The organism is Sphingobacterium corticibacter (assembly GCF_003076635.1).
In the GTDB taxonomy this organism is placed as follows: Bacteria; Bacteroidota; Bacteroidia; order Sphingobacteriales; family Sphingobacteriaceae; genus Sphingobacterium; species Sphingobacterium corticibacter.
On the sequence record NZ_QDKG01000002.1, the window covers coordinates 593,244 to 620,076 of the forward strand.

Here is a 26,833-nt window from a genome sequence, read left to right on the forward strand (position 1 = left end):
ACGATGGTTAGAAAAGGATTGATTTTATGCGCATTACTTGGTGGATTATCTGCCGGAGTACAGGCTCAAGAGCAACACGTCGATGTGGTGGTAGATCCCTTGATCGCTGCATTGCAGGCTTTCAGAGCAGAGCATGAAATCAATCCTGCTGCCCGTCCTACCGTCAGCTTGGCCGACAAAAAGGTCGTCGACAAGCGCAATATGCGGCGCGTGCGCACCAAAGGTTTTCGCGTACAGATCTTTTCTGGTGCTAATCGTAGCGATGCCGTGTCGGTACAGAATGGTTTCTTGCGCCAATACAGCGATATGGCCGCGTACATCAATTACGAAGAACCTAATTTTCGCGTGAAAGTAGGAGATTTCCGAACGCGTAGCGAGGCCAATACGTTTATGCGAAAGATCCGAGGGCAATACAGCAATGTATTTGTCTTTGTCGAAGACATTTGGGTCTGGCAATAAATCACCTTTAACTCCATGATGATGATAGAGCAGATTAAAAGCCTAGCCTCCTCCTTCGCGGAAGAAACGGTAGGCATAAGAAGGCATTTGCACCAAAATCCAGAACTTTCTTTTCAAGAGTACAATACATCCGCTTTTGTCAAAGAACGATTGGATGAGTTGCTTATTCCGTATACAGTCATGGCCGATACGGGCGTGGTGGCATTAATCAAGGGCGATTTGCCATCTGATAAAGTCATTGCGCTGCGCGCAGATATGGACGCTTTGCCTATTTTGGAAGTCGAAGGGCGGAGTTATGGATCGCAAAATCCCGGCGTGATGCACGCTTGTGGACACGATGTGCATACCTCTTCGCTATTAGGCGTAGCTAAAATCTTGCAAAATCTGAAATCACAGTTTGGCGGTACGGTAAAGTTGATCTTTCAACCTGGAGAAGAACGCCTCCCGGGTGGAGCTTCGCTCATGATTAAAGAAGGCGTATTGCAAAATCCAGCACCAAATGCCATCATCGGACAGCATGTGATGCCGCTCATTGAAAGTGGGCAAGTGGGCTTCCGTGCTGGAAAATACATGGCTTCCTGCGATGAGTTGTTTCTCACCGTTCGTGGAAAAGGCGGACATGGTGCACAGCCACATCAAAATATAGATCCTATCGCGATCACCGCACAAGTGATCACGGCGATGCAGCAAATCGTGAGTCGCTATGCGGATCCACGTATTCCGAGCGTACTTTCTTGGGGAAAGATCATTGGCAATGGAGCTACTAACGTGATTCCTGATGAAGTGAAGCTAGATGGTACTTTCCGTACGTTCGACGAAGCTTGGCGCGCAGAAGCACATGAGAAGATGACTAAAATGGTAGTTGGTGTTGTGGAAGGAATGGGTGCGACCTGCGATTTTAAAATCGATAAAGGTTATCCTTTCTTGGTCAACGAACCACAGACTACGAATGCCGCTCGGGCTCATGCAGAAGCTTATCTCGGTAAGGAAAATGTATTAGAACTGGATCTATGGCCTGCAGCCGAAGATTTTGCTTATTATTCTCAAGAGACGAATGCCTGTTTCTATCGCTTGGGTACGGGCAATAAAGCAAGAGGAATCACCTCAGCGGTACATACACCTACATTTGATATTGATGAGACCGCGATTGAAACGAGCATTGGCTTAATGTCTTATATTGCGTTAAAATCGCTAGAAGGATAGCATCAGATGTCATCCCACCACATCATTCGAGAGAATCAAGAGCCTGCGCTACTCATCATTGATGTGGAGGCGCTATCGGAAGAATCCCTAGGCCAATTACTCGAATGGAGTCCGATCGTATTGACGACGGATGCTCATGTTGATTATCTTCTTTCCAGAGGCATTAAGATTGATGTGATATTTACGGCTAATGCTGAGTTTGAAGTTGATCAAGACGGAATCGCCATTTTGCCATTGCAGCATATTTTGTTGGATGCTTTGCATTATTTGAAAAGTAAAAATCAGTTTGCCTTGCATATTCTTTGGAATGATTTTTCGGCGGATGCCTTAATCGAGCATAACCAACAATTTACGTTTGCGGTATATAGCCAGCAATTCAAATATATTCTTCGATCGTTTTTTCACAAATGGATGCCGCAAGGCAATGTCATGAAAGTCATAAGCAACGGCGTAGTATATCGTGTTGAAAATCTAAAACAAATTGGTGATGCAACTTACGAAACGGTGAAAGATGGTTTCGTAAGTATTGATTCGCAGAGCGAAAATAGTTTGATCATAGGCGAGGCATTATGAATCCGAGCATTAGAATAGCCACCACAGCAGATTTTGAGCTCATCTCACAGCTCGCGTACGAGATTTGGTATCCGACGTACATTCCGATCCTTTCCGAGGCTCAGATCGCCTTTATGCTAGATCAGTTGTATTCCATCGACGGATTATCCAAAGCGGTGGAGCAGGGCAAAGTATTCTATTTGCTGTACGAGTCAGAAATCGCGGTCGGCTTTATCGCTGTACGCCCCTCACCAGAAAAGGAAGTGTTTAGGATTGAGAGTTTGTACTTGCTTCCTTCCACACAAGGTAAAGGATATGGACAATTGCTGATTAATTTTGCCGCGGAATTAGCCAAAGCCCACTCCTTTACGACAATAGAACTCAATGTCAACCGCCAGAATAAGGCGTACCACTTTTACCTCAAGGTAGGTTTTGAGGTCGCTTACGAGATCGACATTCCATATCACGGCTATGTACTTGATGATTACGTGATGCAGAAATCCATCTAAGTCTTATCTCGTTTATTCCCTCAACTTTTCTACACGTGTAGGCGTTTGTTCGCCACTAACAATACCCACAATACCATGTGCGATCGCTTCAATGCTTGAACGGATGTTTTCAATATCTAAGGTCGAGACTTCGTCTTTCACCGTGTGATAATATTCATCTTTATCAATTTGCGAAGTAGAAAACGTATGCGCTGGCACACCCAATGCCGCTAGTGTGGCATTGTCACTACGATAAAATAGGTTTTGCTGTGGGTACGGATCTGGATGGAAAGTAAAGGCCGATCCTTTGACCTGCTCTTGTACTAATTGCCCTAAGTTGGAAGCTTCAAATCCGGTGATGTATAAGGTATTTGGGCCAAACTTCGAATCCTTGCCAATCATTTCAATATTGATCATCGCGACCACTTTATCGGGATCGATGTTATTACCGAAATGTTTCGAGCCATACATGCCGATTTCCTCGCCTGTGAATGCGACAAAAAGCAAGGTGCGCTCGTTGTTGTCTAAGGCTTTGAAGTATTTTGCTAACGCAATGACAGCAGTCGTTCCCGATGCATCGTCGTCGGCGCCATTGGCAATAGAATCCTGACCGACTGCTTCGATTATGCCGATATGATCATAATGAGCGGAAAGTACCACGTATTCCTCTGGATTCGATTTTCCTGGCAGCATGCCGACCACATTGAATAGTGGAATTTCCTGTTGATTGCTCTTGGCTGTAAATTGGAAGTTTTGTGGTGCCGCATCCTGAATTACGAAAAATTTAGTAGGCGCCTGGGGTGCATTGGCAGATACAGGCACTAAACTTTCTTCGCCAATCATCTTTTTGAAGCGATTCAGCAATCCCTGATGTGCAGGATGTACCCATATAATCTCATCCTCTTTTCCTTGCAAAGCGTGCGCTCTAAACGCTTGCGAGAAATCCGCATCTTCTCCAATAACACTTGTTTTAATCGTTTGGCCTTGATCCCAATTCAATTCCGCTGGTCGGCCAAATATCAAGAACTGATCTGGGCTTAATGCTGTGCCGTTGACCGTCACGTTCTGTCCTGCTGCCGAGATTCTATTGAGGTGAAATGTTTGCCGATAATTCTCCTCCGCGTACGGCTTAAGGCCGATCGCCTTAAATTCTTGAGCAATGAAATCTGCTGCGCGTTCGATATCCGGAGTCAACGCATGGCGACCACGCATCTCATCAGAGGCTAAGGTGTTGAGAATGCGCTCCAGATAAGGCGTTTCTGCCACTTGCGCAGATAACGTGAAACTAGAAAATAGTATACCTAAGCCAAGGCCGAGCTTTTTTATGGAGAAATAAGGATAGATCATACCGTAAAAATAAGTGTTTTTTCTGAAGTATCGCGTGATGGTTTCTTCCGCAAATTATAACGGTCCATAGATACATCGAAATAAAGAAAATTGGTAAAAACCGTTTATCGTTGACTCTTGTTCTTTTAATGCACAAATTCTATATTTGATTAATGCCAAGTGTCATTGACAAATGAAGAAGAGTAAATCAGACAGTTGGTGACGCGAAGAACACAAACAGTATTAAATATTGATAGGTATGAAAGAAGTAACCGTACAAGAGCTAAAAAACAAAATAGATAACAACGAAGAGTTTCAATTGATTGACGTGAGAGAGCCATTTGAATATGAAACTTCGAATCTAAATGGTATCAACATTCCTTTATCAGGCGTAGTGATTGAAGCCGATAAAATCTCAAAAGATATACCAGTGATTGTGCAATGCCGTTCGGGCAAAAGAAGTGCACAGGCGATTATGCTTTTGGAAAATGAGGGATTTACCAACTTATCCAACCTTAAAGGAGGTATCTTGGCTTGGAAAGAAGAAATTGATCCAGAATTAGATGTGTATTAAACACATCCTACGATAGCATAAAACGCCAGCTTTTTAGCTGGCGTTTTTTGTTGTGGAAAAGTTGCAATCTGGCGCGGCATGATTTATGTGTTTTACATGACGATAAAAACTACCTGCTGAAGGTAGTATTCATGGATAATACATTAACTTTATTACCATTCAACCAACATAAACATAAGTGTAAATTAAAAATCTTTTTATGGGCAATTCAATACCAAGTAATTTCGGCTTTTTTAAAGGGGTAGAGAAGAACTTCGACAAGGCAGCCAAGTACACCCGATTCTCCAAAGGGATCTTAGAACAAATCAAAGCCTGCAACTCCGTTTTACAAGTGAAGTTTCCAGTTAAGATCGGCGAAAACGTAGAAGTAATTGAAGCTTATCGTATCCAACATTCGCATCACCGTACACCATGTAAAGGCGGTATTCGCTACAGTATGGCCGTGAACCAAGATGAGGTAATGGCGCTAGCAGCTTTGATGACGTACAAATGTGCGATTGTCAATGTGCCATTTGGTGGCGCCAAGGGAGGAATTCGTATCGATCCGACCAAATATTCGGAATATGAATTAGAAAAAATTACCCGTCGCTACACGAGTGAGCTCGTGAAGAAAAATTTTATTGGTCCCGGCGTAGATGTTCCCGCGCCAGATTATGGTACAGGAGCGCGTGAAATGGCTTGGATTGTGGATACGTACCGTTCATTGCATCCCAATGAAGTGTATTCCAATGCTTGTGTAACAGGTAAACCGGTGACGCAAGGCGGTGTGCGAGGTCGTGTGGAAGCAACAGGTTTGGGTGTGTTCTATGGCGTTCGCGAAGCGTGCAATATTGAGGAGGACATGAAAAGACTCGGCTTGTCGGTCGGTATAGAAGGCAAACGCATTATTGTGCAGGGTTTGGGTAATGTAGGTTATCACGCAGCGAAGTTTTTTCAAGAAGCAGGTGCGATTTTGGTCGGCTTGATTGAATATGAAGGTGCAATTTATGACGAGAACGGACTGGACTTAGAAGCGGTGGTGGCGCATCGTGCTTCAACAGGTTCTATTTTAGATTTCGAAAAGGCTAAGAGTGTAAAAACTTCTAGCGAGGTGCTCGAATATCCATGTGATATCTTAATTCCTGCGGCCTTGGAAGCCGTGATTAATGAGAGTAATGCCGATAAGATCCAAGCAAAGATCATCGGTGAAGCTGCGAATGGCCCACTAACACCAGAAGCCGATGAAATCTTGAATAAAAAGGGCGTGTTAGTTATTCCTGATATTTACCTTAATGCAGGCGGTGTAACGGTTTCTTACTTCGAATGGTTGAAAAATTTGAGTAACGTTCGTTACGGTCGTTTGGAGAAACGCTTTGATGAAAACATGTATGCCGAGATTCTGAATATTATCGAGTCGATGACGGATAAGAAGGTTTCGAAAATAGAAAAGAAGATTCTGTTACGCGGTCCAGACGAGATCGATTTGGTGCACTCCGGCTTAGAAGACACCATGATCGGCGCTTATCGCGAAGTGTGGGATATCTGGAAAGGAGAAGACGGCGTGGAAGATTTGCGTACGGCAGCTTTTGTCTGTGCCATTAATAAAGTTGGTGTGGCCTACGAGGAGTTGGGCATTTTCCCATAACCACTTACGACTCAAAAAAGTTTATATTTGCTTCATGCAAAAAATGTATCGCCAGACTAAACAAGCTTTTTTGTTTAGTCTGGTTTTTTATAGCCTTTCGTTGATTTTACTACTATTTCAACTACCCATTGCACCTGTGATGCTGAGCGTATCGTTGTTGGTTTCCATGATCTGGGTGGTATTGGTGATGCTCGAAATCATGCGATCGCCTTATATCAATAATTTGGAGCGAATGGGACTCGCCCTATTCATTATTGGAATGAATATATTTGCAGGTATCATCTACTTTACACTCATCCGTCGCAGAGTGACGGGCATCTCTAATACACGATAGCTATGACTAAGAAAATGATCTTTAATGTAATACTGAACTTAGGAATCATCTTAATGATTATGAGTACAGTAGCCGCATATCGTGTGGGGCACGTGCTTTTCTTCGGGTTGTCTATTGCGCTGATCGTAGTATTTATCTATTTGAAAGTTGTATTGCTCAAATATGTCAGTCGTAGCGTGCGCGCCCAAGCTCAAGAGCAGCAGGTCGCATCGCAGCCGCAACGTAAAGCAAAAAAGAAAAAAAGCTCGAAATAAAGCTACGGAAAATAAAAAACGTCTTTGCGAGGAAGCATGACGAAGCAATCTAAACATTTACAAACATAAGATTGCTTCGTCGTCGTTCCTCCTTCTCGCAAGGACGTTTATAGTTTTTAAGTTGAAGGTTTTCTGCTAATAACTTCGGATTTTACTCCGATTCTTTATTTCACAAAAGGTGGTTTTTTCACCACGGCTTTCACCGACTGATTACGAATCTGAATATAGATTTCCGTGCCTTCTTTAGCAAAGGCAGTATCTACATAACCTAATCCAACCGATTTCTTTAAACTCGGCGATTGTGTTCCTGAAGTTACACGACCAATGGTTTTACCTTCTGCATTCACGATCAGATAATCATGACGCGGAATACCACGATCAATCATTTCAAAACCGACTAGCTTTTGCTTTACACCAGCTTCTTTTTCTGCTTTCAGGTTTGCACTATTGACGAAGTCTTTCGTGAATTTCGTTACCCAACCTAAGCCTGCGGCTAATGGAGATGTATTGTCGTCAATATCATTGCCATAAAGGCAGAAACCCATTTCCAAGCGCAAGGTATCACGCGCACCTAATCCAATTGGCTTGATGCCATATGCTGCGCCTGCTTCCATGATCGCATCCCACACTTGTTGCGCATGCTCATTCGCTACATAGATTTCAAAACCGCCAGCACCGGTATATCCTGTCGCAGAAACCAATACATTATCCACACCGGCAAAACTGCCTTTTGCAAAAGTGTAATATTCCATCGGAGCTAAGTCGATATCGGTCAAGGATTGTAAAGCATCAGTCGCTTTTGGTCCTTGTACAGCAAATAGAGATGTCTCGTCCGAGATGTTTTTCATGTCTACACCATAGGTGTTATAGCGCGAGATCCAATCCCAGTCTTTGTCGATGTTCGAAGCATTTACCACTAACAGATACGTTTTCTCATCGATACGGTAGGTCAAGAAATCATCTACTACACCGCCTGTTTCATTCGGAATATAGCCATATTGTACCTTGCCATCATATAGCTTGGCAGCATCGTTCGATGATATTTTTTGGATTAATTCTAACGCGTTATCCCCTTTTAAGATGAATTCGCCCATGTGACTTACATCAAACATGCCTACTTTCGTACGTACTGTTTCGTGCTCATCGTTGATGCCTGAATATTGTACCGGCATATCGAAGCCAGCGAAAGGTACCATCTTAGCACCTAAAGAAATATGATGATTGGTTAATGCCGTGTTTTTAGTCATAAAAGTTCTTCGTTCAAAGTCGCCCAAAAATACATAAAATACGTGTAAGCCGAGAAAGATTGATGCGGTAAAATACTACATATCCAACGCTGTTGTCAAGCTAGGCACAGGCACCAAATCAGAGGGAATCCCTAAAATGTCTACTACACGCGCAAATTCCGGTTGAATTGGGGCTTCTATGTCTACTCTGGTGTTGTGCACAGGATGTATGAAAGAAAGGGAAGAGGCATGCAACATCATGGTATCCATCTCAAAAGTTTCCTTCCACAACTTATTCTGCTTGTTGCATCCGTGTGGGCGATCGCCAATGATTGGGTGCAGAATATGGGCGAAATGACGACGTAACTGATGCATTCTGCCGGTTTCTGGCTGTGCTTCTACCAGGCTATAGCGCGAAGTAGAATGCTTGCCAAAAGGCAAATCTATTTCGGCTAGCGCCAATGTTTTATAATGGGTAATAGCCTCTTGCATCATCCCATTTTCTTTCTTCAAGGCATAATCTATTGTACCTTCCGCAGGAGCATGACCGCGCAATACGGCTACATACTTTTTGCTCATTTGCCGATTGGCAAACATCGGCTGTATCACGCCATCCATCTCCCGGTTCAGGCTGAAGAGCAATACGCCGCTTGTTTTCCGATCTAAGCGATGTGCAGGATGTACCATTTTGCCGATTTGCTGTCGCAATAATTGTAGCGCGAACTCACTCGCATCGCTAGCGATGGACGATCGATGTACCAATAAACCGTGCGGTTTATTGACGGCAATGAGGTATTCATCCTCATAAAGAATATCTAAATGCATTATAAGTCTTTGAGTATGCGGATAATCTTGTCGGCCTCTTCATCAATCTTTGGGCTCAGCCAGACCATTCCAAAGGCGCCTCCACCAACTACTTGAGCGTCAGCTTGCCATCTGATTTCGATTAACGAAAACAAATAATAGTTCTTGATATGAACATTGTTGACTAAGAATTCGTCGATTACTCGATCTCCAAAAAGCATCATGCCCAATTGCATGGCATCCTCATGCTTATAATCGAGTTGTGAGGTGAGGAGTTCTTTCGCCTTGGCGCGCAACACTTCCTCGTGTCTTTCTTGACTAGGATTGGTCAGAAAAGCCGCGATAAGCACGACTATTCCGACCAATGCAAAGATGCGTGTTTTACTCATCTTATTTATTTGCCGTTTAATTCAAATACAGCATCTACATTCGCGATCAACTTGATCGGGCGAATACTGATATTAATGTTGCTAGCTTCCTCAGCACCTTCCATCATGTCAGCAGATTTTGCACTCATCGCATACATGCGACCGACTGGCATGATATCGTTCCAGCTAAATGAACTATTGTCGTTAATCAATAATGCTTTACCAATCGCTTGGCCATCTGCACTAGCCAATACTTCGGCGTTAGCGCGCGCGTCTTTTACTGCTTCTGTCTTAAGATCACGCTCGATTTGGCGTTTTTGCGAATGATCATACTCACTAATAGAAGTGCTCTGCATACCGCGACTATCTACCTCATCAAATAGCGTGTTCAATTTAGATAAATCCGTTACTTTGATGCGGTACTGACGTGCTTGCAATAATTCGGGGTTTTTATTCTTTTTTGTCTCGTTGTTGTAGCTGTAGATATTTTGGATCGTTAGATCTTCTTGTTTAACACCATTTTTTAGCGCCGCATCAAACAATTGCTTCTCTAGAGTTTCAATTGTTACTTTCTTACGTGCATTTCCGTCTACTAAATATTCTCGAAGCGATACTGACAAGTAGATAATATCAGGTGTAACTTCTTTTTCCGCGTATCCTTTTGTCGATACTCTGCGTGCATTGTCTCCAGTCATAGTTTGTGCATTACTTGCAGATACAAGGCCGATCAAGGCCATAAGGTAGATGATTTTTTTCATGTTGTTGTCTTTTAAAATAATGTACGTCAAAAACTGTTCAATTGTTACAGAAAGACCAAAATTTTTTCTTTTGGTTTAAGAGCTTGTAAAAATAATTCCAAATTATTGATTATATTCAATATCTTTATGGAACAATAATTTTAATACAAAATGCAAGAAGGAACAGTAAAATTTTTCAATGAAACTAAAGGTTTCGGTTTCATTATTCCAAATTCTGGCGAGAGCGAAATTTTCGTTCACGTGTCAGGTTTGGTAGACAAAGTTCGTGAGAACGACCACGTATCTTACGAAGTAGAGCAAGGACGTAAAGGCCTTAACGCGGTAAATGTAAAACTTATTTAAGACTACGATTAGATATTAAATATATTTATTGTGTCAGAAAGCTCGATATCACGTGATATCGAGCTTTTTGTATGCTGTAGTGCGCAGTTTTAGGCGAATATTTCTTCTAATACAACTAAGGATCGTACCTCGCCAAAATTTTCGGTGTGTAGCCGGTACAGGTCCAATATCTTTTCCAAAAGATACCGACGATCGTCCTTCGAAAGACTTACTTCGTGCATGGATTCAAAACTGCTATTCATCAACAATCTAAAGGTGGAAGTATTCGGTTCAGCAATAAAATGGGCGTGTGCTGGTAAGCTGTTAGTAAATACACCTTCAGCAAGATCGAGATAAGGCTTTTGTGTTTGAATAGGGTAAAATCCTAAATATCTGCTTAAGCCAATAAGAAACAGTAAATGAAAATTGCCCAATTTTGTGGTTGCTTGATCTAGCCACTGGATGGAATCTGCTATGTATTGAAAGACAAAAGGGTCAGGATTTTGGTGGCGAAGTACTTTATAAAGTACTTCGTTGAGGAACATCGCAATAGAACTCTTGACGATGTTGAGCGGAATATCGCGTAAAACGGGATATTGCTGTGCCTCTTTTATCCGTTGCAACTGGTTGTGCTCTTTGTGATATGCTTGCAAATCCAGCAGGTGGAACGGTTGCAAGATGGCTAAAGGGATTTTCGCCTTCGGTTTTTTAGCTCCTTGGATCAAATAAGATTGTAGACCGTGATCTTTGGTAAAGATTTGAGCTACAATGCTGTTTTCCGAATAGTTTGTTAGTTTCAGAGCAATGCCTTGGGTCCGAACAATCATGCACTTTTCATTATTTTAAATTTTGTTGATCACGCCGATAGCGTTGCAATGTATTGCGATCTATTTTTCGGAATACGCTATACATTGATAGAATCACTCCAATACCAAAACACAGTACGCCGATTGGCATAATAAATTTGTACATACTACCTTCCGCTTGCATCAAATTCAAACTATAGATGGTGATGATGGCGCCCAGAATCAATAAGCCGAAACCTCGAATTAAATACTTGTTCATGTTGTGAATTGTTGAAAACTATTTAAAGTCCATTTCATCCAATCTGTTCCGCAAAATACGTTCTTTTGTGAGAAATCTGTGTAGTACATCCACCATTCCCTGTGAGAATGTGCTATACAAGGACATTTGTTATAACACACATTGTGTGCCAAATCCTGTGTTGATGCGGCTAATTTCTATATTTTTGAAAAAAATATTGCGCAGTCATATTGCATATCCCAAAAGAAATTTAGATATTTGCAAACTCTTTGAAAAGAGAGTATTGAACAAAATACAACATTAAAAATCAGATATCATGTCAAGAATTTGTGATTTAACAGGCAAAGCAGCATTGAAAGGGAATAACGTTTCTCACTCAAACGTTAAGACCAAAAGAAAATTCTACCCGAACTTACAAACTAAACGCTTCTACATTCCAGAAGAAGATCGTTGGATTACGTTGAAAGTATCTACTGCTGCGATCAAAACGATTAACAAAAACGGTATTACTGCCGTAATCGAAAAATTCATCAAAAAAGGATACGTTTAGTAGTTACTACTATACAGCCTGTTGTATCAGAAGTCAATATTTATTAGAAATTACAAGCCCGTGAGGGTCTAAATAAAGCATAAGAAAATGGCTAAAAAGGGAAATAGAGTACAAGTTATTCTAGAGTGTACAGAGCACAAAGAAACTGGTCTTCCAGGAATGTCTCGTTATATCACTACAAAGAACAAGAAAAACACTACTGAGCGTTTAGAATTGAAAAAATTCAACCCAGTATTGAGAAAAGTAACGGTTCATAAAGAAATTAAGTAAGCAATCTGTGATATTCTTCGTAGTGGCTTAGGCTTGCGAAGATCATCGCATAAAATATAACATACCATGGCAAAGAAGGCAGTTGCATCATTACAAAAAGGTGGTGGTAAAGAGTTTACAAAAGTAATTCTTACCGCTAAGTCTGCAAAAACAGGCGCTTATACTTTCAAAGAAAGTATGGTACACAATGACAAAGTGAAAGAGGTTATCTCTGCATCTTCTAAATAAGCATTGTATCTTTCTTTTTTAAGATCATCCTTATCAAAGATTCAAAGCCGTTTTGGTCATTGCCAAAAGGGCTTTTTTAGTATATTTGGCTTTCTTTCGCGCAGCGGAAGATCCAGAATAGCAGTGATATTGCACTTTTAGTAAATAGATTTTAGCATGGGATTATTCGATTTTTTTAAGAAAAAACAAGAGACGCCGGAAGCCCACGAGGCGCTTGATAAAGGATTGGAGAAAACCAAAGATGGTTTCCTTTCCAAAATCACGAAGGCTGTTGTTGGAAAATCGACCATCGATGATGATGTGCTAGATAATCTGGAGGAGGTATTAGTTACGTCTGATGTCGGTGTTACGACCACCTTGAAGATCGTAGATCGGATTCAGAAGCGCGTAGCCAAGGATAAATACGTGAGCACGGATGATCTACATGGATTGCTGCGTGATGAGATTCAATCTTTGCTTGCCGAAAACAATAGCGACGATTTTGAGCGATTGGAATACGGCGATCACAAACCATACGTGATTATGGTAGTGGGCGTGAATGGCGTCGGCAAAACCACAACCATCGGTAAGTTGGCTCATCAGCTGAAAGAAGCCGGCAACAAAGTCGTGCTTGGTGCAGCAGATACTTTTCGTGCTGCTGCTGTGGATCAGATCAAGCTTTGGGGCGAACGTGTCGGAGTCCGTGTAGTGGCGCAGCCAATGGGTTCTGATCCTGCATCAGTAGCTTTTGACACCGTCAAATCTGCGGTAGCAAATGGTGATGATGTCGCTATTATCGATACTGCAGGTCGCTTACACAACAAGGTTGGCTTGATGAACGAGCTGACAAAGATTAAGAACGTGATGCAAAAGGTCGTGCCCGATGCACCACACGAAATCTTGTTGGTATTAGATGCCTCTACAGGGCAGAATGCCATTGAGCAATGTAAGCAATTTACCGAAGCAACAGATGTGAATGCGTTAGCATTGACGAAGCTAGATGGTACCGCCAAAGGTGGTGTCGTTATTGGAATATCCGATCAGTTCAAGATTCCGGTAAAATACATCGGAGTTGGCGAGAAAATCGGTGACCTGCAATTATTTCAGAAAAAAGATTTTGTAGACTCTTTATTTAAATAGCAAAGAGTTTACCCAACATAAGCATATGCCGGCGCGCGATCTACCAAAAGATCATTGACCGAGCATTTGGAAAGAGATAGTATGAGAACGAAAGAGAAAAAGGTAGCCGCAACAGTGCGTAAACCACGTGTGAACGTCGTAACGCTAGGTTGTTCGAAAAACATCCACGACAGTGAAGTGTTGATGGGGCAGTTAAAAGGCAATCGCATTGATGTGGTACACGAATCTTCCAACATTCAAGCGGATGATATCGTAGTGATCAATACTTGTGGATTTATTGATAACGCGAAGCAAGAATCGATCGATACCATTCTTCAGTTCTCCGAACTCAAAGACCAAGGAAAAGTTAATAAGGTGATCGTGACCGGATGTCTTTCCGAGCGCTATAAACCAGAACTCCGAGCGGAGATCAGCAACGTTGATGCGTACTTCGGTACCAACGATCTGCCAGATTTGTTATCGAGCATTGGTGCAGATTATAGGCACGAATTGGTGGGCGAACGCTTGCTTACGACACCTTCGCATTTCTCTTATTTCAAGATTGCCGAAGGTTGTAATCGTCCATGTTCGTTCTGTGCGATTCCACTCATGCGTGGTAAGCACGTTTCCAAATCCATTGATGATTTAGTGAAAGAAGCCAAATTCTTGGCTTCTAATGGCACGAAGGAGCTGATCTTGATCGCACAAGATCTTACCTATTATGGGCTAGATATTTATGGCAAACGCAATTTGTCGGATTTGATGCGTCATCTTTCCGATGTGGAAGGCATCGATTGGATTCGCATGCAATATGCGTATCCGTCTGGTTTTCCGATGGACATTCTGGATGTGATGAATGAGCGTAGCAATATCTGTAATTACCTAGATATGCCGTTGCAACACATTACGGATAATATGTTGAAATCCATGCGCCGCGGTATTGACAAGCAGAAAACCATAGATCTTGTCAACAAGATTCGGGACAAAGTGCCTGATATCGCTTTGCGTACGACATTAATCTGTGGCTATCCGGGCGAGACCGAAGCAGATTTTGAAGAAATGTCGCGCTGGGTAGAGGATACACAGTTCGATCGTTTGGGTTGCTTTACCTATTCGCACGAAGAAAAAACACATGCGCATACCTTGGTAGACGATGTGCCAGAAGAAGTAAAGGAATACCGCGTGGAGCAGATCATGGAAATCCAGCAAGGTATTTCATTCGACAAAAATCAAGAAAAAGTAGGCAACGAATACCGCGTATTGATTGATAAGAAAGACGGCGATTATTTTGTAGGTCGTACCGAATACGATTCGCCTGAGGTAGACAATGAGGTGCTCGTAAATGCTACGACAGATTATGCTCGTGTGGGCGACTTTGTACAGGTGAAGATCGATCGTGCCGAAGATTTCGACTTGTACGGAACTATTGTTAAATAATTGATGGCCGTCGCATATTTTTCGCGGGGCTCATTTATTTGTCAAATCTTGTCTGGCCATGCCGATTAGGTGCTAAAAGCACTACTTTTGTGCAGATTAAATTTAGGGTAAGAGAATGAAAGCCACATACATCGACTATAAAGATACCAACAGTTTTTCGCAAACATTATTGGCTTACCTCGATGGCGACCCCAAATTGGCACCATTCTATGGTCATCGACCAACGATAGAAAACTTCGGTAAACAGATTGCTGAAAAAGCTTCTTTCCCCAAAGCTACTCGTGAGCTGTTGGTAGAGCAACTGCAGCTTCAATATGCAGATTTGTTGGAAACCGCTCCTTTGGTTGCGGAGCAGATTACCGCTTTAGGCGATGCAAAGACATTCACGGTTGTGACCGGTCATCAACTCAATATCTTCACCGGACCCCTTTATTTTATTTTCAAGATCGTATCAGCCATTAGGCTGGCAAGAGATCTTAAAAAAGCATATCCCGACAACCATTTTGTACCGGTGTATTGGATGGCGACGGAAGATCATGATTTTGCGGAGATCAACCATACGCGTGTACACGGAAAAAAAGTAAGTTGGGATACGCCAGCTATTTCGGCTACTGGGAGAATGTCTACCGCAGATATTGCGGCTACCGTGCGAGAGTATATCGGCATGTTAGGTCTATCCGGTCATTCGCAAGATTTGGCGCAATTAGTAGAAAATGCTTACCTGAAAAACCGGTCATTAGCCGATGCCACGCGCACATTGGTGCACGAATTATTTAAAGAATACGGTTTGCTGATTGTGGATGCCGATCGGCCGGCATTGAAAAAAGTGTTTGCTCCGATTATCGAACAAGATATCCTGTCGGAGAATAGTTTCAAAGCGATAGAAGCAACTTCTGCCGAGCTTAATAAAGAAGGTTTTGCGACGCAGGTGAATGCGCGCGAGATCAATTTCTTTTACCTGACGGATGAATACCGCGAACGCATCGTGCGTACTTCCGACGGTCGGTTTGAAGTGTTGCATCAACAGCGCTATTTCAGTGAGGTAGAGTTGCGGGAAGAGATTGCATCTCATCCGGAGCGATTCAGTCCTAATGTGGTGATGCGTCCGCTTTATCAGGAACTTATTTTGCCGAATCTGGCATATATCGGTGGTGGTGCCGAGATCGTATATTGGTTGCAATTGAAAGCCAACTTCGATCAATACAATACCCCATTCCCCATCTTGGTGCCGCGCAATTCGGCGATCGTGACAGAAGATGCCGTTGTTGGCAAGATCTTTCGGCTAGATCTTACCTTGAAGAGTATTTTTAAGCCGCTGGACGTATTAAAGAATGATTATGTCAAGCGTTATACCAAGCATCGCTTGACTTTGCGAGATGAATGGATGGAATTGAATGCCATCTTCGGTAAGATGAAGCTACGTACGCACAAGATTGATCCAAGTTTAGGTCCAAGTACTGAAGCAGTGAAAGCGCGTCTTAAAAAGGCGATTAACAGCTTGGAGAAAAAGCTGTTGAAAGCAGACAAGAGAAATCATCAGGATGGTTTAATTCAGATTGAGCGAGTGAAAGATCGGCTATTCCCAGGCGGTGGATTACAAGAACGATCGGAGAATTTTGCCACCTTGTATGTGAAGTATGGTGATGAACTTATTGAAGAACTTGTTACGTATTTCAACCCCTTAGATTTTAAGTTCACAATTTTGTATTAATAATTTGATTCTTCAAAGATGACGTGCGCGTGTTTTTGGAGGAAATAAAACCGTCTGATAAGTGAAACAACTGTTTGATTTACAGATATAAAATTTTATCTTTGCGATTCCTTTTTTAAGGAGTTGAAGTTTGACTATGAATATCGCGATGATGGGATTATATGCCCTAATTGGCTAAAAAACGATATTTATTTTTAAACATCAATATAAAGCGATACCTTTGCGTCCCCAAAGTGCTGTGCGCCTAGGGGTTGTAATGAAAATTCAGTATATAAGCACAATATGACTAAAGCAGAAATCATCGCAGAAATCTCAAACAAGACAGGTTTGGAGAAAGTAGATGTTCAGGAAACAGTAGAAGCATTCTTTAAGGTAGTAAAAGGAGCCATGGTAGGTGGCGAGAACGTGTACGTAAGAGGTTTTGGCAGTTTCGTAGTGAAGAAAAGAGCTGAGAAAACTGCGCGTAACATTTCTAAAAACACCGCAATTATTATCCCTGAGCATTTTGTTCCAAGCTTCAAGCCTGCCAAAGTGTTTGTAGAGAAAGTAAAAAGCGGCAACAAGAAATAATCAAACTTGAAAAAGACTAAACAAATACAGATAGCGGTTGTGCTAGGAGTAGTTCTAATAATGGGACTGCTATTGGCACAGCCTATCAAAGGTTTAGTGACAGAGCCTCAGGTCGAGGAAACGGCAAGCAGCGGTGGCGGCATGCGCATGTTTACCATGGAAGATGTATCTGCCATGTCTAAGCAAGGTATAAACCCAACATTGGCTGATGAGATTAGCAAATTGGAGGGGCAATTAGCTGGTAGTGAAGGCGAAGATCGCATTGCCATTTTGGAGCAGATTGCTCAGAAATGGGATGATCTAGCCAAATTTGCACCGCAAGGATTCGTTTATGAAGAGATGGCCAAAACCAATCCGAAATTCGAATACTGGTTGCAGGCAGGTGATGCTTATCGCAAAGCCTATACTAATTTGCAAGATACCGTCTTAGCAAGAGAGCTAAACCGTCTTGCCATGGATTCGTATCAGCAAGCTGTAGATTTGGATGGGAGTAGCTTAGCTGCAAAAACCGGTCTTGGCGCTACGATGGTAACGGGAACTAACAATCCTATGGCAGGAATTGCTATATTGCGAGAAGTTGTGGCGATCGATCCAAAAAACCTAGAAGCCAACAAAACATTAGGTTTGTTTTCTATGCAGTCAAGACAATTTGACCGCGCTGTAGATCGCTTTCTTACCGTCATCGAGATCAAGCCCGATGCAGAATCGTATTTTTATCTAGCAACAAGCTATGAAAATATTGGGTTGAAAAATGAAGCTATTGCCGCTTTTCAAAAAAGCAAGGAAATGGCTGCAGATCCGACCCTCTCCCAATTCATCGAACGTAGAATCGAAGAGTTGAGCAAGTAATTAACATATTATTTTATAATCATTTAAAAACATTAAAGCTATGCCAAGCGGAAAGAAAAGAAAAAGACACAAAATGGCTACTCACAAACGCAAAAAACGTTTAAGAAAAAACAGACATAAGAAGAAATAAGTTGATCTCTCTGTTTAGCGGAGAGAGACATTTATTGTCATCGTGGAACAATTCTCTCACTTCAAAATGGCGTGAGAGAATTGTCCGTTTTTAATTAAACAATTTTGTTTTATTGGACCAAGAAAGGATATGGAGCGAGTCTGTATCTGTCCATAATTGAAATAGCTGTTGGTAAAGGAATTAATCATCGATTCAACTCCCGAAAAGGGGGTGACTATTGCTTTACTACAAGACAAGCAGTTGGTAGAACTGAACACCGAAAAAGTGGATAACCACTATGCGGTGGGTGATATTTACCTCGGTCGTATAAAAAAGATTATGCCAGGGCTCAATGCGGCATTCGTAGACGTAGGATACGAAAAAGACGCATTCCTGCATTACCTCGACCTTGGTCCACAAGTCCAGTCACTACTCAAGCTATCTCGAATAGTAAAGAACGGCAGTTATCAAGAGAAACTGCTCAGTAGTTTAAAACTCGAGAAAGATATCGATAAGGCAGGGAAGATCTCGGACATACTGTCCAAGAATACACTCATTCCTGTGCAGATAGCCAAAGAACCTATTTCGACCAAAGGCCCTCGCCTGAGTTCGGATTTATCTATCGCAGGCCGCTTTGCGGTTCTTGTCCCTTTCTCCAGTTCTGTTTCCATCTCCAAGCGAATCAAAGGTAACGCCGAGCGTAACCGCCTAAAGAAGATTGTCGAAAGCATCAAACCACCAAACTTTGGGGTTATCATCCGCACCGTATCCGAAGGAAAAGGTGTAGAAGAGCTACAGAAGGATCTGCAGGATTTGATTTCTAAGTGGGAACGGTTTACCAAGCGCCTGAAAGATGTGGAACCTGCGCAAAAAGTGCTGGGCGAAATGGATCGTGCTTCCACCATACTCCGTGATATTTTGACCGACGAATTCAGTCATATTTACGTGAGCGACTCTGGAATCTATGACGAGGTAAAATCCTATGTACAGGAGATCTCGCCAGATCTGGAGCGAATCGTGAAGTTCTATAAAAGCAAAGAACCTATCTTCGAACATTATGGTGTAGAGAAGCAGATTAAAGCATCTTTTGGCAGAACGGTAAACCTACACGGTGGCGCTTATCTCGTAATCGAGCATACTGAAGCGTTGCACGTGATAGATGTAAACAGCGGAAACCGCATTGCCAGCAAAGAGAACCAGGAAGATAATGCACTCCTAGTAAACAAGGAAGCGGCCAAAGAAATTGCGCGTCAGCTTCGCTTGCGCGATATGGGCGGTATTGTGGTGATCGATTTTATTGATATGCACAAAGCCACTAATCGCAAGGATCTGTATGTATTCTTGAAGGAATGTATGGCTGGCGATCGTGCCCGACATACCATCTTGCCACCGAGTAAATTCGGTTTGGTACAAATCACTCGTCAACGGGTTCGCCCAGAAATGAGCGTGGTAACCAGCGAAAAGTGTCCGGCGTGTGATGGTACGGGAGAGATTCGATCAAGTATTGTTCTGTTAGATGATATTGAAAGTAATTTGAGCTTCATCCTGCAAGAACAAAATGAGAAAAGCATTTCCCTTTTTGTGCATCCTTACATTGATGCATACATCAAAAAAGGTTGGATCTCAAGGCGTTTAAAGTGGTTCCTGAAGTACGGTAAATGGATTAAAGTCAAACCCGTGGCTTCGTATTATTTGACTGAATTTCATTTCTTCAACGCAAAAGAAGAAGAAATCAAGTTGTAGTCATCAAGACATTACAAAAAGGTCGTTATCCGAATAGGGTAACGACCTTTTTTGTGCTTACATCTCTACGACAAATTCTTCTAATGGCTGTCGCACTTTCTTCATCGGTGCTAACCAATCGCGTTCTTTGTCGGCGTAGCCAATATACATCAAGCTCACACTTTTTAAGCCTAACTCTTGCAATCCTAATACGCGATCTACAGCCGCGTTATCAAAACCTTCTGCCGGTGTGCTGTCAATTTTCAGTTCGGCTGCTTGTGCCAAGGCCAATCCCAAAGCAATATAGGTTTGTCTAGCAATGTGCGCAAAATTAGCATCAGCAGCTTCGTCTAGGTACATCTCTTTTAGCTTATCTGTATAATTTACGAATCGGCCGCGAGGAAGATCGCGAACATCTGTCGTAAGGTCATACACCGTATCGATACGTTCTGCAGTATATCTGTCCCATGCAGCGAATACTAAGATGTGCGAACACTCGCGTACGCAATCTGCGTTTAGTGCTGTAGGCGCAATTTGATCACGAAGTTCTGAATCTTTTAGCACAATCACTTTGAAAGGTTGCAAGCCCGATGAGGTAGGGGCTAATCGGGCTGCTTCTACTATTTTATTAAGATCGTCTTGACTTACTTTTTTGGTCGGATCGTATGCTTTACAGGCGTGTCGCCAGTTTAAATCTTCTATTAATGACATTCTTTATTAATTTATTGGGTATGATATATGTACTTATTTTTTTATAGGTATATTAATAAAACAGAAATCGAGAGACAAGTGCTGCGACCATAGCTAAGATTGCTGGAATCCCCTGCTTCACCAGTATACTTTTGGATGCAGTAGCAGCACCATATACGGCTGCTATGATCACGCAGCCCAGAAAGAACAGCCGTATGTTCGATGACCAAATTGGATCAGCTACGAAGAAACTCCAACCCAGACCAGCTGCCAAGAACCCATTATATAATCCTTGATTGGCCGCTAGGCCTTTTGTTGGTTTGAATAATTCTGCTGGCAGTGATTTTCCAAACGTTTTCTTGCCGACGGTCTCCCAAGCAAACATCTCCATCCATAATATATAGATGTGTTCGATGGCTACTACAGCAGTCAATATACTTGCGATGATTTCCATAGATGCTATCTAGTCGTTATTTGTAACGGTTAGTTTCACATCGATATTATTACGCGTAGCATTGGAGTAAGGGCATATTAGATGTGCCTTTTCGACAAGTCCTTGTGCCTCTTCTTGCGAAACGCCAGGAACATTTACTTGTAGCTCTGCTGCTAATCCAAAACCACCACCTTCAATTTGTCCAATACCTACCACAGCGGTTACGGAAGTTTCTCCAGCAGGCGATTTCTCTTTTTTGATCACCAGCGTCAAGGCACTATCAAAGCAAGCGGCATAACCCGCCGCAAATAACATTTCTGGATTGGCATGATCATCATTTTTTCCACCTAATCCTTTGGGCATTCTTACGTCGATATCTAAGACGCCATTTTCACTCTTTACGTGCCCTTCTCTACCTCCGGTAGCGGTAGCACCAATACGATACATTTCTTTCATGACTTTAAATTTTACGTATGTTTTTACGGATTTTGCAAATAATGTGTTGAAGTGTTTTTAGTTCAGCTGCCGACACGGGCATCGCCTCCATTAATTTAGACGGTATATTAGCTGCTTCAAACTGCAACTTTGATCCTGCTTCTGTTAGGGAGATGAGTACGCTACGTTCGTCTGTCGTACTTCGCTTTCTATTCACTAGACCTTTTTGCTCCAATCTTTTGAGCAATGGAGTCAACGTGCCACTATCCAGATCCAGCTGTTCGCCTAATTGAGAAACGCTCTGTTCCTCTTTTTCCCACAGCACTAACAATGCCAAATACTGCGGGTACGTGAGATCAAGAGCCTCTAAGAGAGGTCGGTAAGCCGCTACAATATCCCGTGCTAATGCATAAATTGGGAAACATAGCTGACTTTTGAGCTTTAACTGTTTGTTATCTTCTACATTATTCACATCACAAAGGTAGATTAATTTAAATTGTGCACAATCTAATTTTGCAAAACTTACATTGGCATTATAAATAGATCAGCGATAGCGCTGACGAAAAACGATATTGGATGTTAATAATTAGGTGAGCCAATGAATGGCAATACTATCTTTTTCCATTTTCCGGAAGTAAGTCATTTGCCGCTTAGCATAACGTTGAATTTCGATGGTTAGTTTTTCCACCATGGCGTTATATGATAATGTTCCTTGAAGGTACAAGCTCACATATCGGTATTCTAATCCGTAGTAATCCAGATCTTCGTGACTGAGGCCTAGTAGCAATAAGTTTTGTACTTCTGTGATCAATCCTTGTTCCAAACGCTGTAATAGTCGTTGATGGACAGCTTCACGTCTTTTTATAAGCGGTGGATTTAATCCAATAGCATAATAATGTTGGATGATTCGCTGAGGACTCAAAACCGGATTGTGCTGTTTTAGATATAATATAATTTCTAGGGCACGTACCAAGCGCTTGTGGTTGTGAAAATCTATTTTGTAATCGGCAGGAATGCCTAGCTGATGTATGTCGGCGATTAATTGTTCTTTGGAACGTAAAGCCAATTCAGCCTGTAGCGAAAGGTCTTTAGGGATTTGTGCGTAGCGCGAATACTGTAAGATAGATTGGATATATGACCCTGTGCCGCCGCAGAGAATGGGTTGTTTGCCACGCGAAACGATATCATCAAATGCGGCGAAGAAATCCTGTCGGAATCGATCTACCTGATAGCGATCTCCTGGTTCGGCAATGTCGATGAGGTGATATGGGATATCACCGTAAGTGCTTAGATCTTTCCCCGTTCCGATGTCCATGTGCCGGTACACCTGTCGGGAATCCGCGGAAATGATTTCCCCATTCAGCTCCGCTGCCAAAGAAACGGCTAAAGAAGTTTTGCCGGAGGCGGTGGGACCAATGATAATTAATAACGAATCAGGCGAAAGATTATCTTTCGCCTGATCTATTATGGTTTTCAAATTCGGCTCGCCGATCATGAATTATCCTTCAAATTTGGTCCATTTTTCATTGCTTGCATGGCTTTGTACCACAGTGTCGATGAATTGCATGCCGCGAACTCCATCATGCACATTCGGGAAATCCAATTGCTCGTCTGTTGGCGTTTGTCCTTCACGTTTTGCCGATACCGTTTCCGCGAAATTGCGGTAAATATTCGCAAACGCTTCTAATAATCCTTCTGGGTGGCCGGAAGGAATACGTGTGTTGTAGGTGGCGAAAGAACTTAAGGTATACGGAGCAGCATAGGCGTTTCCAGTACGATAAATCTGTCTCGGTTGATCGAGCATTTTAATGATAAGGTTGTTTGGATCTTCATTTGCCCACTCCAAACCACCTTTTTCGCCGTAGATACGAATGCGTACTGCATTCTCTTCACCAGCAGAAATTTGCGAAGCCATTAACACACCTTTTGCACCTTCGGTAAAACGAAGCAATACCGAACCATCGTCGTCCATGCTACGGCCTTCTACGAATGTAGTCAAATCAGCACAAAGGTCGGTAATGCGAAGTCCGGAAACATATTCCGCCAAGTGCGCAGCATGCGTGCCGATATCGCCCATCACGAGTGATTTGCCAGACTTGGTGGGGTCAGAGCGCCATTCAGCTCCGCTGCTAAGTTCTTTTTCGGTCAATCGTGCCAACCAACCTTGTGGGTATTCTACAACAATTTTTCTGATTTTTCCAAAATGACCTTCCTTCACCATGGCTTTGGCTTGCTTCACCATCGGATAGCCCGAGTAAGTGTGCGTCAGTGCCAGCGTGCGTCCAGTGCGTTGTATAATGTCTTGTAATTCTTTCGCTTCTGCAACTGATATGGTCATAGGCTTGTCTACGACTACGTCAAAACCGCTCTCCAGTGCTAGTTTGGCTGGGCCAAAGTGCAAAAAGTTAGGAGTTACGATACTGACGAAATCCATACGAACGCCTTCAGGGAGTTGTGCTTCTTTTTGAATCATATCGACGTAGTCGGTATATATTCTGTCAGGTTGTAAAAATAAAGCCTTACCGGATTCCGTTGCTTTTTCTGGATCAACACTAAGTGCGCCACAGACGAAATCAATTTTGCCGTCAATAAAGGCAGCTATGCGATGTACCCCGCCGATGAACCCATCTAGGCCACCACCGATCATACCCATGCGTAGTTTTCTTGTCATGTTTTTCTGATATTTTGAGGTCTAAATATAACGAAAACTAATTCGTAATATCGAATGGTAACACCAATTTCGTACTTCCGCTATTCATCTTGTAGATCGCTGGATGATCCTTGTCTTCATCCAGCGTACTCGCGATTGATGGTTTATGAGGAATAACAACGGGTTGAGGAGCCAACGTTCCCTTCTCAATAAAGCCAATTTGTTGCAGGGAAGAATCTTGGGACCAATCTCGATCTACGTAGGTCATGAGATCGCCCGGTTTAAAATCTTTCCGAAAGGCAGCAATCAATTTGGATAATCCGCCAACGGCAATAAAGTCGCGTTTGTGGCAGAAACGAATCAGTTCAAACGAACGGTAATCTTCCGGTTGCCCTTGCATTTTCCGACCGCCACTAAATACAGCGATACTCACCAGTTCACCTTCAAAATATAAGCCATAGCGATATTTTCCAGGCATCGGTGTTTGCAAATGGTGCTCGGTAAGGAATGCTGTCGTAATTCGTTTGTCTATTCGGGCCACCACGGTTTGTCGAGCATAGATTCGCCGGCCAAAGCCTGCAATTGTGCGTATTCGAGCAAGAATCTTGTCCATGTCGTGTACCAGCGCATGAAGATCAATATGGATGGTTTTAAAGTTATCGTTAATTTCCAGCCTATGATGTACATCATCTGGATAAATCCATAGGCGCATGGGCAGTTTGTTGGAAGATAACTCCACCACTCCCTGATCTAAAGTGATTGCGCTAATGTCGTCCATCATGATCGCGCCAAGTGCTGTTATAAATCTACCTAAGACTGCTTGCATGATCAAAATTACACATTTTCCATTCGGCCTCGTCGTTGCTATGCTTAGTATTTAGTAACTAATAAAGTCACTGGGGAATAGGCATGCCTGATAGTAAATCAGGTACATGTTACTTGTATAATATGTACACTGGCGAATAATTGGTAACTTTGCGTTGCAAAAGAAAAATAGCATGAAATTACCTATAGTAGCTTACGGAGATCCGGTATTACGTACAAAGGCAGAAGAGATAGAAGAGGATTATCCTAATCTAAAGGGTTTGATTGAGGATATGTTTGAGACGATGTATGCTGCTAGTGGCGTGGGTTTAGCTGCTCCGCAAGTTGGTTTGCCGATTCGTTTGTTCGTGATCGATGCTTCTCCATTTGGTGAAGATGATGAAGATGGCCCGGGTGATACCACTGCCAAGGATTTTAAACATGTATTTATCAACCCGATCATGGTGGAAGAGAGTGGCAAAGAATGGGGTTTTAATGAAGGCTGTTTGAGCATTCCTCATATTAATGAGGAGGTAATGCGCAAAGAAAACATCATCATTAATTACTTGGATGAGAATTTCGAGGAATATGAAATGGAACTCACCGGTCTAGCTGCGCGTGTTGTACAACATGAGTACGATCATATTGAAGGCAAATTGTTTCTGGATAAACTAAGACCATTGAAAAAGACGATGCTCAAGTCGAAGTTGGAGGCGATTTCTAAAGGTGAAGTTCGTACGTCGTACAAAATGCGTTTCCCACAACAAAAGAAAAAGCGATAATCAGAGGTTCTGTTTATACTATGATTTGCTCGAGAACGCTTTTTGCCCGATCGGGAGAGACCAGTTATAGCGAACGGAAATAATTCGAATAGTAAATACAAGACTTGCACTGGCAAATGCATTGATCGCCGGGTCGACCGCCATATTATCTAATATAACAAAAAGCGTCGCGCCGGCGATACATGCTGTCGCATAAATCTCCCGACGTAATATTAGTGGAGGAATTTGTAATAATACATCTCTGATCACGCCGCCCATAGAAGCGGAAAACATTCCTAGCAGCACTGCCGCAAAAGCGTTGCTTTCATAATTCAACGATTTTTCAACACCAACTACGGTAAAGAAACCAATACCAATCGCATCAAACAAAGTGAGTGTGCGTGCCAAAGCGTATAATTGCTTGTTGAAAGTAAGCGAAATGAGTACGCCAATAGATATCACAATGATATAATTTCCGTCTTCGACCCACACAGGTCGTATATTTAAAAAGATGTCACGGAGTGATCCTCCACCTATAGCGGTCACAAATCCCATAAATCCGACGCCAAATACATCGACGTTATTCCTGTTCGCTGCCATTGCACCAGATATCGCAAACATCATCGTGCCCAATAAATCTAATCCGTATAGAATATTCATTTCAACGCTTTAAAACCACTTTATCCAAATATATATAATTTTCTATAGGCGGATATACAATTTTGACTGGTATTCTCCGTTAGTATAAAACCCTCTTGCGATAAAGTCTTTGTGATTCGCTAGTGAATTTGGGTCGAAATTTTCTGACCTCTTTTTAAGGTAGTTAGCTTTGCTAGAACAGGAAATAGTAAAAAAGGTTTTGGAGGTGCGAAAGTTTATTCTACCTTTGCACCACTCCGCAAGGGAGGAACGATATTGAAAGGATAGAAAAAGCGAGTTTTAGGGGGCGTTAGCTGACAAAACGAGCGGATTCGGGAAGAGGAGATCACCAAAAATATTTTCAAAATAAATTTGGAAGATCAGAAAAGATTCCTACCTTTGCAATCCCAACCACAGAGGAAGGGAAACAAAAAAAGAAACGTTAAGCTCGATAGAGTAAAACATAAAGTGCCAAAGCGCGATGCGGCGGCGAGAAAGTTCTTTAAAGAAATGATCATGATGCGTGGTGAGTAGTTTAGCTT

General features: G+C 42.4%; 33 protein-coding genes and 1 pseudogene. 19 read left to right on the plus strand and 15 right to left on the minus strand.

The genetic code is table 11. The features are described from left to right. The first annotated feature begins 3 nt into the window (after positions 1-3). Genes DC487_RS08620 through DC487_RS08635 form a run of 4 tightly spaced genes read left to right on the plus strand, consistent with a single transcriptional unit; the run spans position 4 to position 2,723 of the window. A complete protein-coding gene (locus DC487_RS08620; protein ID WP_116775538.1) occupies positions 4-459 on the plus strand; it encodes an SPOR domain-containing protein in 456 nt (151 codons plus the stop codon). A gap of 18 nt (positions 460-477) precedes the next feature. After that, positions 478-1,662, plus strand: a complete 1,185-nt coding sequence (locus DC487_RS08625; RefSeq protein WP_116775610.1) for a M20 metallopeptidase family protein — start codon at positions 478-480, stop codon at positions 1,660-1,662. Positions 1,663-1,668: 6 nt separating this feature from the next. Then, positions 1,669-2,235 carry a hypothetical protein gene (locus DC487_RS08630; protein ID WP_116775539.1) on the plus strand — a complete coding sequence of 189 codons (567 nt, stop codon included), beginning with the start codon at positions 1,669-1,671 and terminating at the stop codon, positions 2,233-2,235. Next, positions 2,232-2,723 (plus strand): GNAT family N-acetyltransferase, encoded by a 492-nt coding sequence (locus DC487_RS08635; RefSeq protein WP_116775540.1) that lies wholly within the window; start codon positions 2,232-2,234, stop codon positions 2,721-2,723. The genes DC487_RS08630 and DC487_RS08635 overlap by 4 nt, the downstream gene beginning before the upstream one ends. Positions 2,724-2,735: 12 nt before the next feature. Here DC487_RS08635 and DC487_RS08640 read toward each other — a convergent pair whose 3' ends face one another. Then, positions 2,736-4,049, minus strand: a complete 1,314-nt coding sequence (locus DC487_RS08640; protein WP_116775541.1) for a M20/M25/M40 family metallo-hydrolase — start codon at positions 4,047-4,049, stop codon at positions 2,736-2,738. Between the two features lie 238 nt (positions 4,050-4,287). Between DC487_RS08640 and DC487_RS08645 the strand changes: the two genes are divergently transcribed. The 4 genes from DC487_RS08645 (at position 4,288) to DC487_RS08660 (ending at position 6,814) form a co-directional block, all read left to right on the plus strand. Then, complete coding sequence (locus DC487_RS08645; RefSeq protein WP_116775542.1) at positions 4,288-4,602, plus strand: rhodanese-like domain-containing protein; 315 nt, start codon at positions 4,288-4,290, stop codon at positions 4,600-4,602. A gap of 199 nt (positions 4,603-4,801) precedes the next feature. Further along, a complete protein-coding gene (locus DC487_RS08650) occupies positions 4,802-6,226 on the plus strand; it encodes a Glu/Leu/Phe/Val family dehydrogenase (RefSeq protein WP_116775543.1) in 1,425 nt (474 codons plus the stop codon). Between the two features lie 34 nt (positions 6,227-6,260). Next, a complete protein-coding gene (locus DC487_RS08655) occupies positions 6,261-6,560 on the plus strand; it encodes a hypothetical protein (RefSeq protein WP_116775544.1) in 300 nt (99 codons plus the stop codon). Positions 6,561-6,562: 2 nt separating this feature from the next. Beyond that, positions 6,563-6,814 carry a DUF6358 family protein gene (locus tag DC487_RS08660; protein WP_116775545.1) on the plus strand — a complete coding sequence of 84 codons (252 nt, stop codon included), beginning with the start codon at positions 6,563-6,565 and terminating at the stop codon, positions 6,812-6,814. 164 nt (positions 6,815-6,978) lie between these two features. On the opposite strand, the gene gcvT is transcribed toward DC487_RS08660, so the two are convergent. The 4 genes from gcvT to DC487_RS08680 form a co-directional block, all read right to left on the minus strand. After that, entirely contained in the window at positions 6,979-8,061 is a 1,083-nt protein-coding gene (gcvT, locus tag DC487_RS08665; protein WP_116775546.1) for a glycine cleavage system aminomethyltransferase GcvT, read from the minus strand. Positions 8,062-8,136: 75 nt separating this feature from the next. Continuing rightward, a complete protein-coding gene (locus DC487_RS08670; protein ID WP_116775547.1) occupies positions 8,137-8,865 on the minus strand; it encodes a pseudouridine synthase in 729 nt (242 codons plus the stop codon). Further along, positions 8,865-9,233: a DUF4359 domain-containing protein gene (locus DC487_RS08675; RefSeq protein WP_116775548.1), complete on the minus strand. Its 369-nt coding sequence runs from the start codon at positions 9,231-9,233 to the stop codon at positions 8,865-8,867. Before DC487_RS08675 ends, DC487_RS08670 begins: the two co-directional genes overlap by 1 nt. Positions 9,234-9,238: 5 nt before the next feature. After that, a complete protein-coding gene (locus DC487_RS08680) occupies positions 9,239-9,970 on the minus strand; it encodes an SIMPL domain-containing protein (RefSeq protein WP_239016348.1) in 732 nt (243 codons plus the stop codon). A gap of 150 nt (positions 9,971-10,120) precedes the next feature. Between DC487_RS08680 and DC487_RS08685 the strand changes: the two genes are divergently transcribed. Next, the gene (locus tag DC487_RS08685) at positions 10,121-10,312 is read left to right on the plus strand and encodes a cold-shock protein (RefSeq protein ID WP_066755833.1); all 192 of its coding nucleotides are present in this window, start codon (positions 10,121-10,123) and stop codon (positions 10,310-10,312) included. Positions 10,313-10,401: 89 nt separating this feature from the next. Here the strand turns inward: DC487_RS08685 and recO are convergent, their stop codons facing one another. Both recO and DC487_RS08695 read right to left on the minus strand, forming a co-directional pair. Further along, the gene (gene recO, locus DC487_RS08690; RefSeq protein ID WP_116775550.1) at positions 10,402-11,118 is read right to left on the minus strand and encodes a DNA repair protein RecO; all 717 of its coding nucleotides are present in this window, start codon (positions 11,116-11,118) and stop codon (positions 10,402-10,404) included. A 10-nt stretch (positions 11,119-11,128) separates the two neighbouring features. Next, complete coding sequence (locus DC487_RS08695) at positions 11,129-11,356, minus strand: hypothetical protein (protein WP_116775551.1); 228 nt, start codon at positions 11,354-11,356, stop codon at positions 11,129-11,131. 295 nt (positions 11,357-11,651) lie between these two features. On the opposite strand from DC487_RS08695, the gene rpmB reads away from it, so the two are divergent. From rpmB to DC487_RS08740, 9 genes and pseudogenes are all read left to right on the plus strand, one after another. Next, positions 11,652-11,885, plus strand: coding sequence for a 50S ribosomal protein L28 (gene rpmB / locus DC487_RS08700; protein ID WP_116775552.1), 234 nt, complete (start codon positions 11,652-11,654; stop codon positions 11,883-11,885). A gap of 87 nt (positions 11,886-11,972) precedes the next feature. Beyond that, the gene (rpmG, locus tag DC487_RS08705) at positions 11,973-12,155 is read left to right on the plus strand and encodes a 50S ribosomal protein L33 (protein WP_066755820.1); all 183 of its coding nucleotides are present in this window, start codon (positions 11,973-11,975) and stop codon (positions 12,153-12,155) included. Positions 12,156-12,221: 66 nt separating this feature from the next. After that, the gene (locus DC487_RS08710) at positions 12,222-12,383 is read left to right on the plus strand and encodes a DUF4295 domain-containing protein (RefSeq protein WP_082785011.1); all 162 of its coding nucleotides are present in this window, start codon (positions 12,222-12,224) and stop codon (positions 12,381-12,383) included. Between the two features lie 156 nt (positions 12,384-12,539). Continuing rightward, positions 12,540-13,502, plus strand: a complete 963-nt coding sequence (gene ftsY, locus DC487_RS08715; protein ID WP_116775553.1) for a signal recognition particle-docking protein FtsY — start codon at positions 12,540-12,542, stop codon at positions 13,500-13,502. Between the two features lie 81 nt (positions 13,503-13,583). Next, on the plus strand, positions 13,584-14,918 hold the full coding sequence (rimO, locus tag DC487_RS08720; protein WP_116775554.1) for a 30S ribosomal protein S12 methylthiotransferase RimO: 1,335 nt from the start codon (positions 13,584-13,586) through the stop codon (positions 14,916-14,918). Positions 14,919-15,033: 115 nt separating this feature from the next. Continuing rightward, a complete protein-coding gene (bshC, locus tag DC487_RS08725) occupies positions 15,034-16,629 on the plus strand; it encodes a bacillithiol biosynthesis cysteine-adding enzyme BshC (protein ID WP_116775555.1) in 1,596 nt (531 codons plus the stop codon). Positions 16,630-16,905: 276 nt separating this feature from the next. Beyond that, positions 16,906-17,199, plus strand: a pseudogene (locus DC487_RS08730) (HU family DNA-binding protein); the annotation flags it as partial. A 6-nt stretch (positions 17,200-17,205) separates the two neighbouring features. Then, positions 17,206-18,048 (plus strand): tetratricopeptide repeat protein, encoded by an 843-nt coding sequence (locus DC487_RS08735; protein ID WP_116775556.1) that lies wholly within the window; start codon positions 17,206-17,208, stop codon positions 18,046-18,048. 298 nt (positions 18,049-18,346) lie between these two features. After that, positions 18,347-19,900: an Rne/Rng family ribonuclease gene (locus tag DC487_RS08740; RefSeq protein ID WP_116775557.1), complete on the plus strand. Its 1,554-nt coding sequence runs from the start codon at positions 18,347-18,349 to the stop codon at positions 19,898-19,900. Positions 19,901-19,957: 57 nt separating this feature from the next. On the opposite strand, the gene DC487_RS08745 is transcribed toward DC487_RS08740, so the two are convergent. The 7 genes from DC487_RS08745 to DC487_RS08775 form a co-directional block, all read right to left on the minus strand. After that, positions 19,958-20,590, minus strand: coding sequence for a nitroreductase family protein (locus DC487_RS08745; RefSeq protein ID WP_116775558.1), 633 nt, complete (start codon positions 20,588-20,590; stop codon positions 19,958-19,960). 52 nt (positions 20,591-20,642) lie between these two features. Further along, positions 20,643-21,023, minus strand: coding sequence for a DUF1304 domain-containing protein (locus tag DC487_RS08750; RefSeq protein WP_116775559.1), 381 nt, complete (start codon positions 21,021-21,023; stop codon positions 20,643-20,645). Positions 21,024-21,032: 9 nt separating this feature from the next. After that, complete coding sequence (locus DC487_RS08755; RefSeq protein WP_116775560.1) at positions 21,033-21,458, minus strand: organic hydroperoxide resistance protein; 426 nt, start codon at positions 21,456-21,458, stop codon at positions 21,033-21,035. A gap of 4 nt (positions 21,459-21,462) precedes the next feature. Next, complete coding sequence (locus DC487_RS08760; protein ID WP_207774344.1) at positions 21,463-21,909, minus strand: MarR family winged helix-turn-helix transcriptional regulator; 447 nt, start codon at positions 21,907-21,909, stop codon at positions 21,463-21,465. 114 nt (positions 21,910-22,023) lie between these two features. Beyond that, entirely contained in the window at positions 22,024-22,914 is an 891-nt protein-coding gene (gene miaA / locus DC487_RS08765) for a tRNA (adenosine(37)-N6)-dimethylallyltransferase MiaA (RefSeq protein ID WP_239016349.1), read from the minus strand. A gap of 21 nt (positions 22,915-22,935) precedes the next feature. Then, positions 22,936-24,108, minus strand: coding sequence for a Gfo/Idh/MocA family protein (locus DC487_RS08770; RefSeq protein ID WP_116775563.1), 1,173 nt, complete (start codon positions 24,106-24,108; stop codon positions 22,936-22,938). A 37-nt stretch (positions 24,109-24,145) separates the two neighbouring features. Beyond that, positions 24,146-24,913, minus strand: a complete 768-nt coding sequence (locus DC487_RS08775; RefSeq protein WP_116775564.1) for a hypothetical protein — start codon at positions 24,911-24,913, stop codon at positions 24,146-24,148. Between the two features lie 172 nt (positions 24,914-25,085). On the opposite strand from DC487_RS08775, the gene def reads away from it, so the two are divergent. Continuing rightward, positions 25,086-25,673 carry a peptide deformylase gene (gene def, locus DC487_RS08780; RefSeq protein ID WP_116775565.1) on the plus strand — a complete coding sequence of 196 codons (588 nt, stop codon included), beginning with the start codon at positions 25,086-25,088 and terminating at the stop codon, positions 25,671-25,673. Between the two features lie 18 nt (positions 25,674-25,691). On the opposite strand, the gene DC487_RS08785 is transcribed toward def, so the two are convergent. Continuing rightward, positions 25,692-26,312, minus strand: a complete 621-nt coding sequence (locus tag DC487_RS08785) for a trimeric intracellular cation channel family protein (protein WP_116775566.1) — start codon at positions 26,310-26,312, stop codon at positions 25,692-25,694. Between the last annotated feature and the right edge of the window lie 521 nt (positions 26,313-26,833).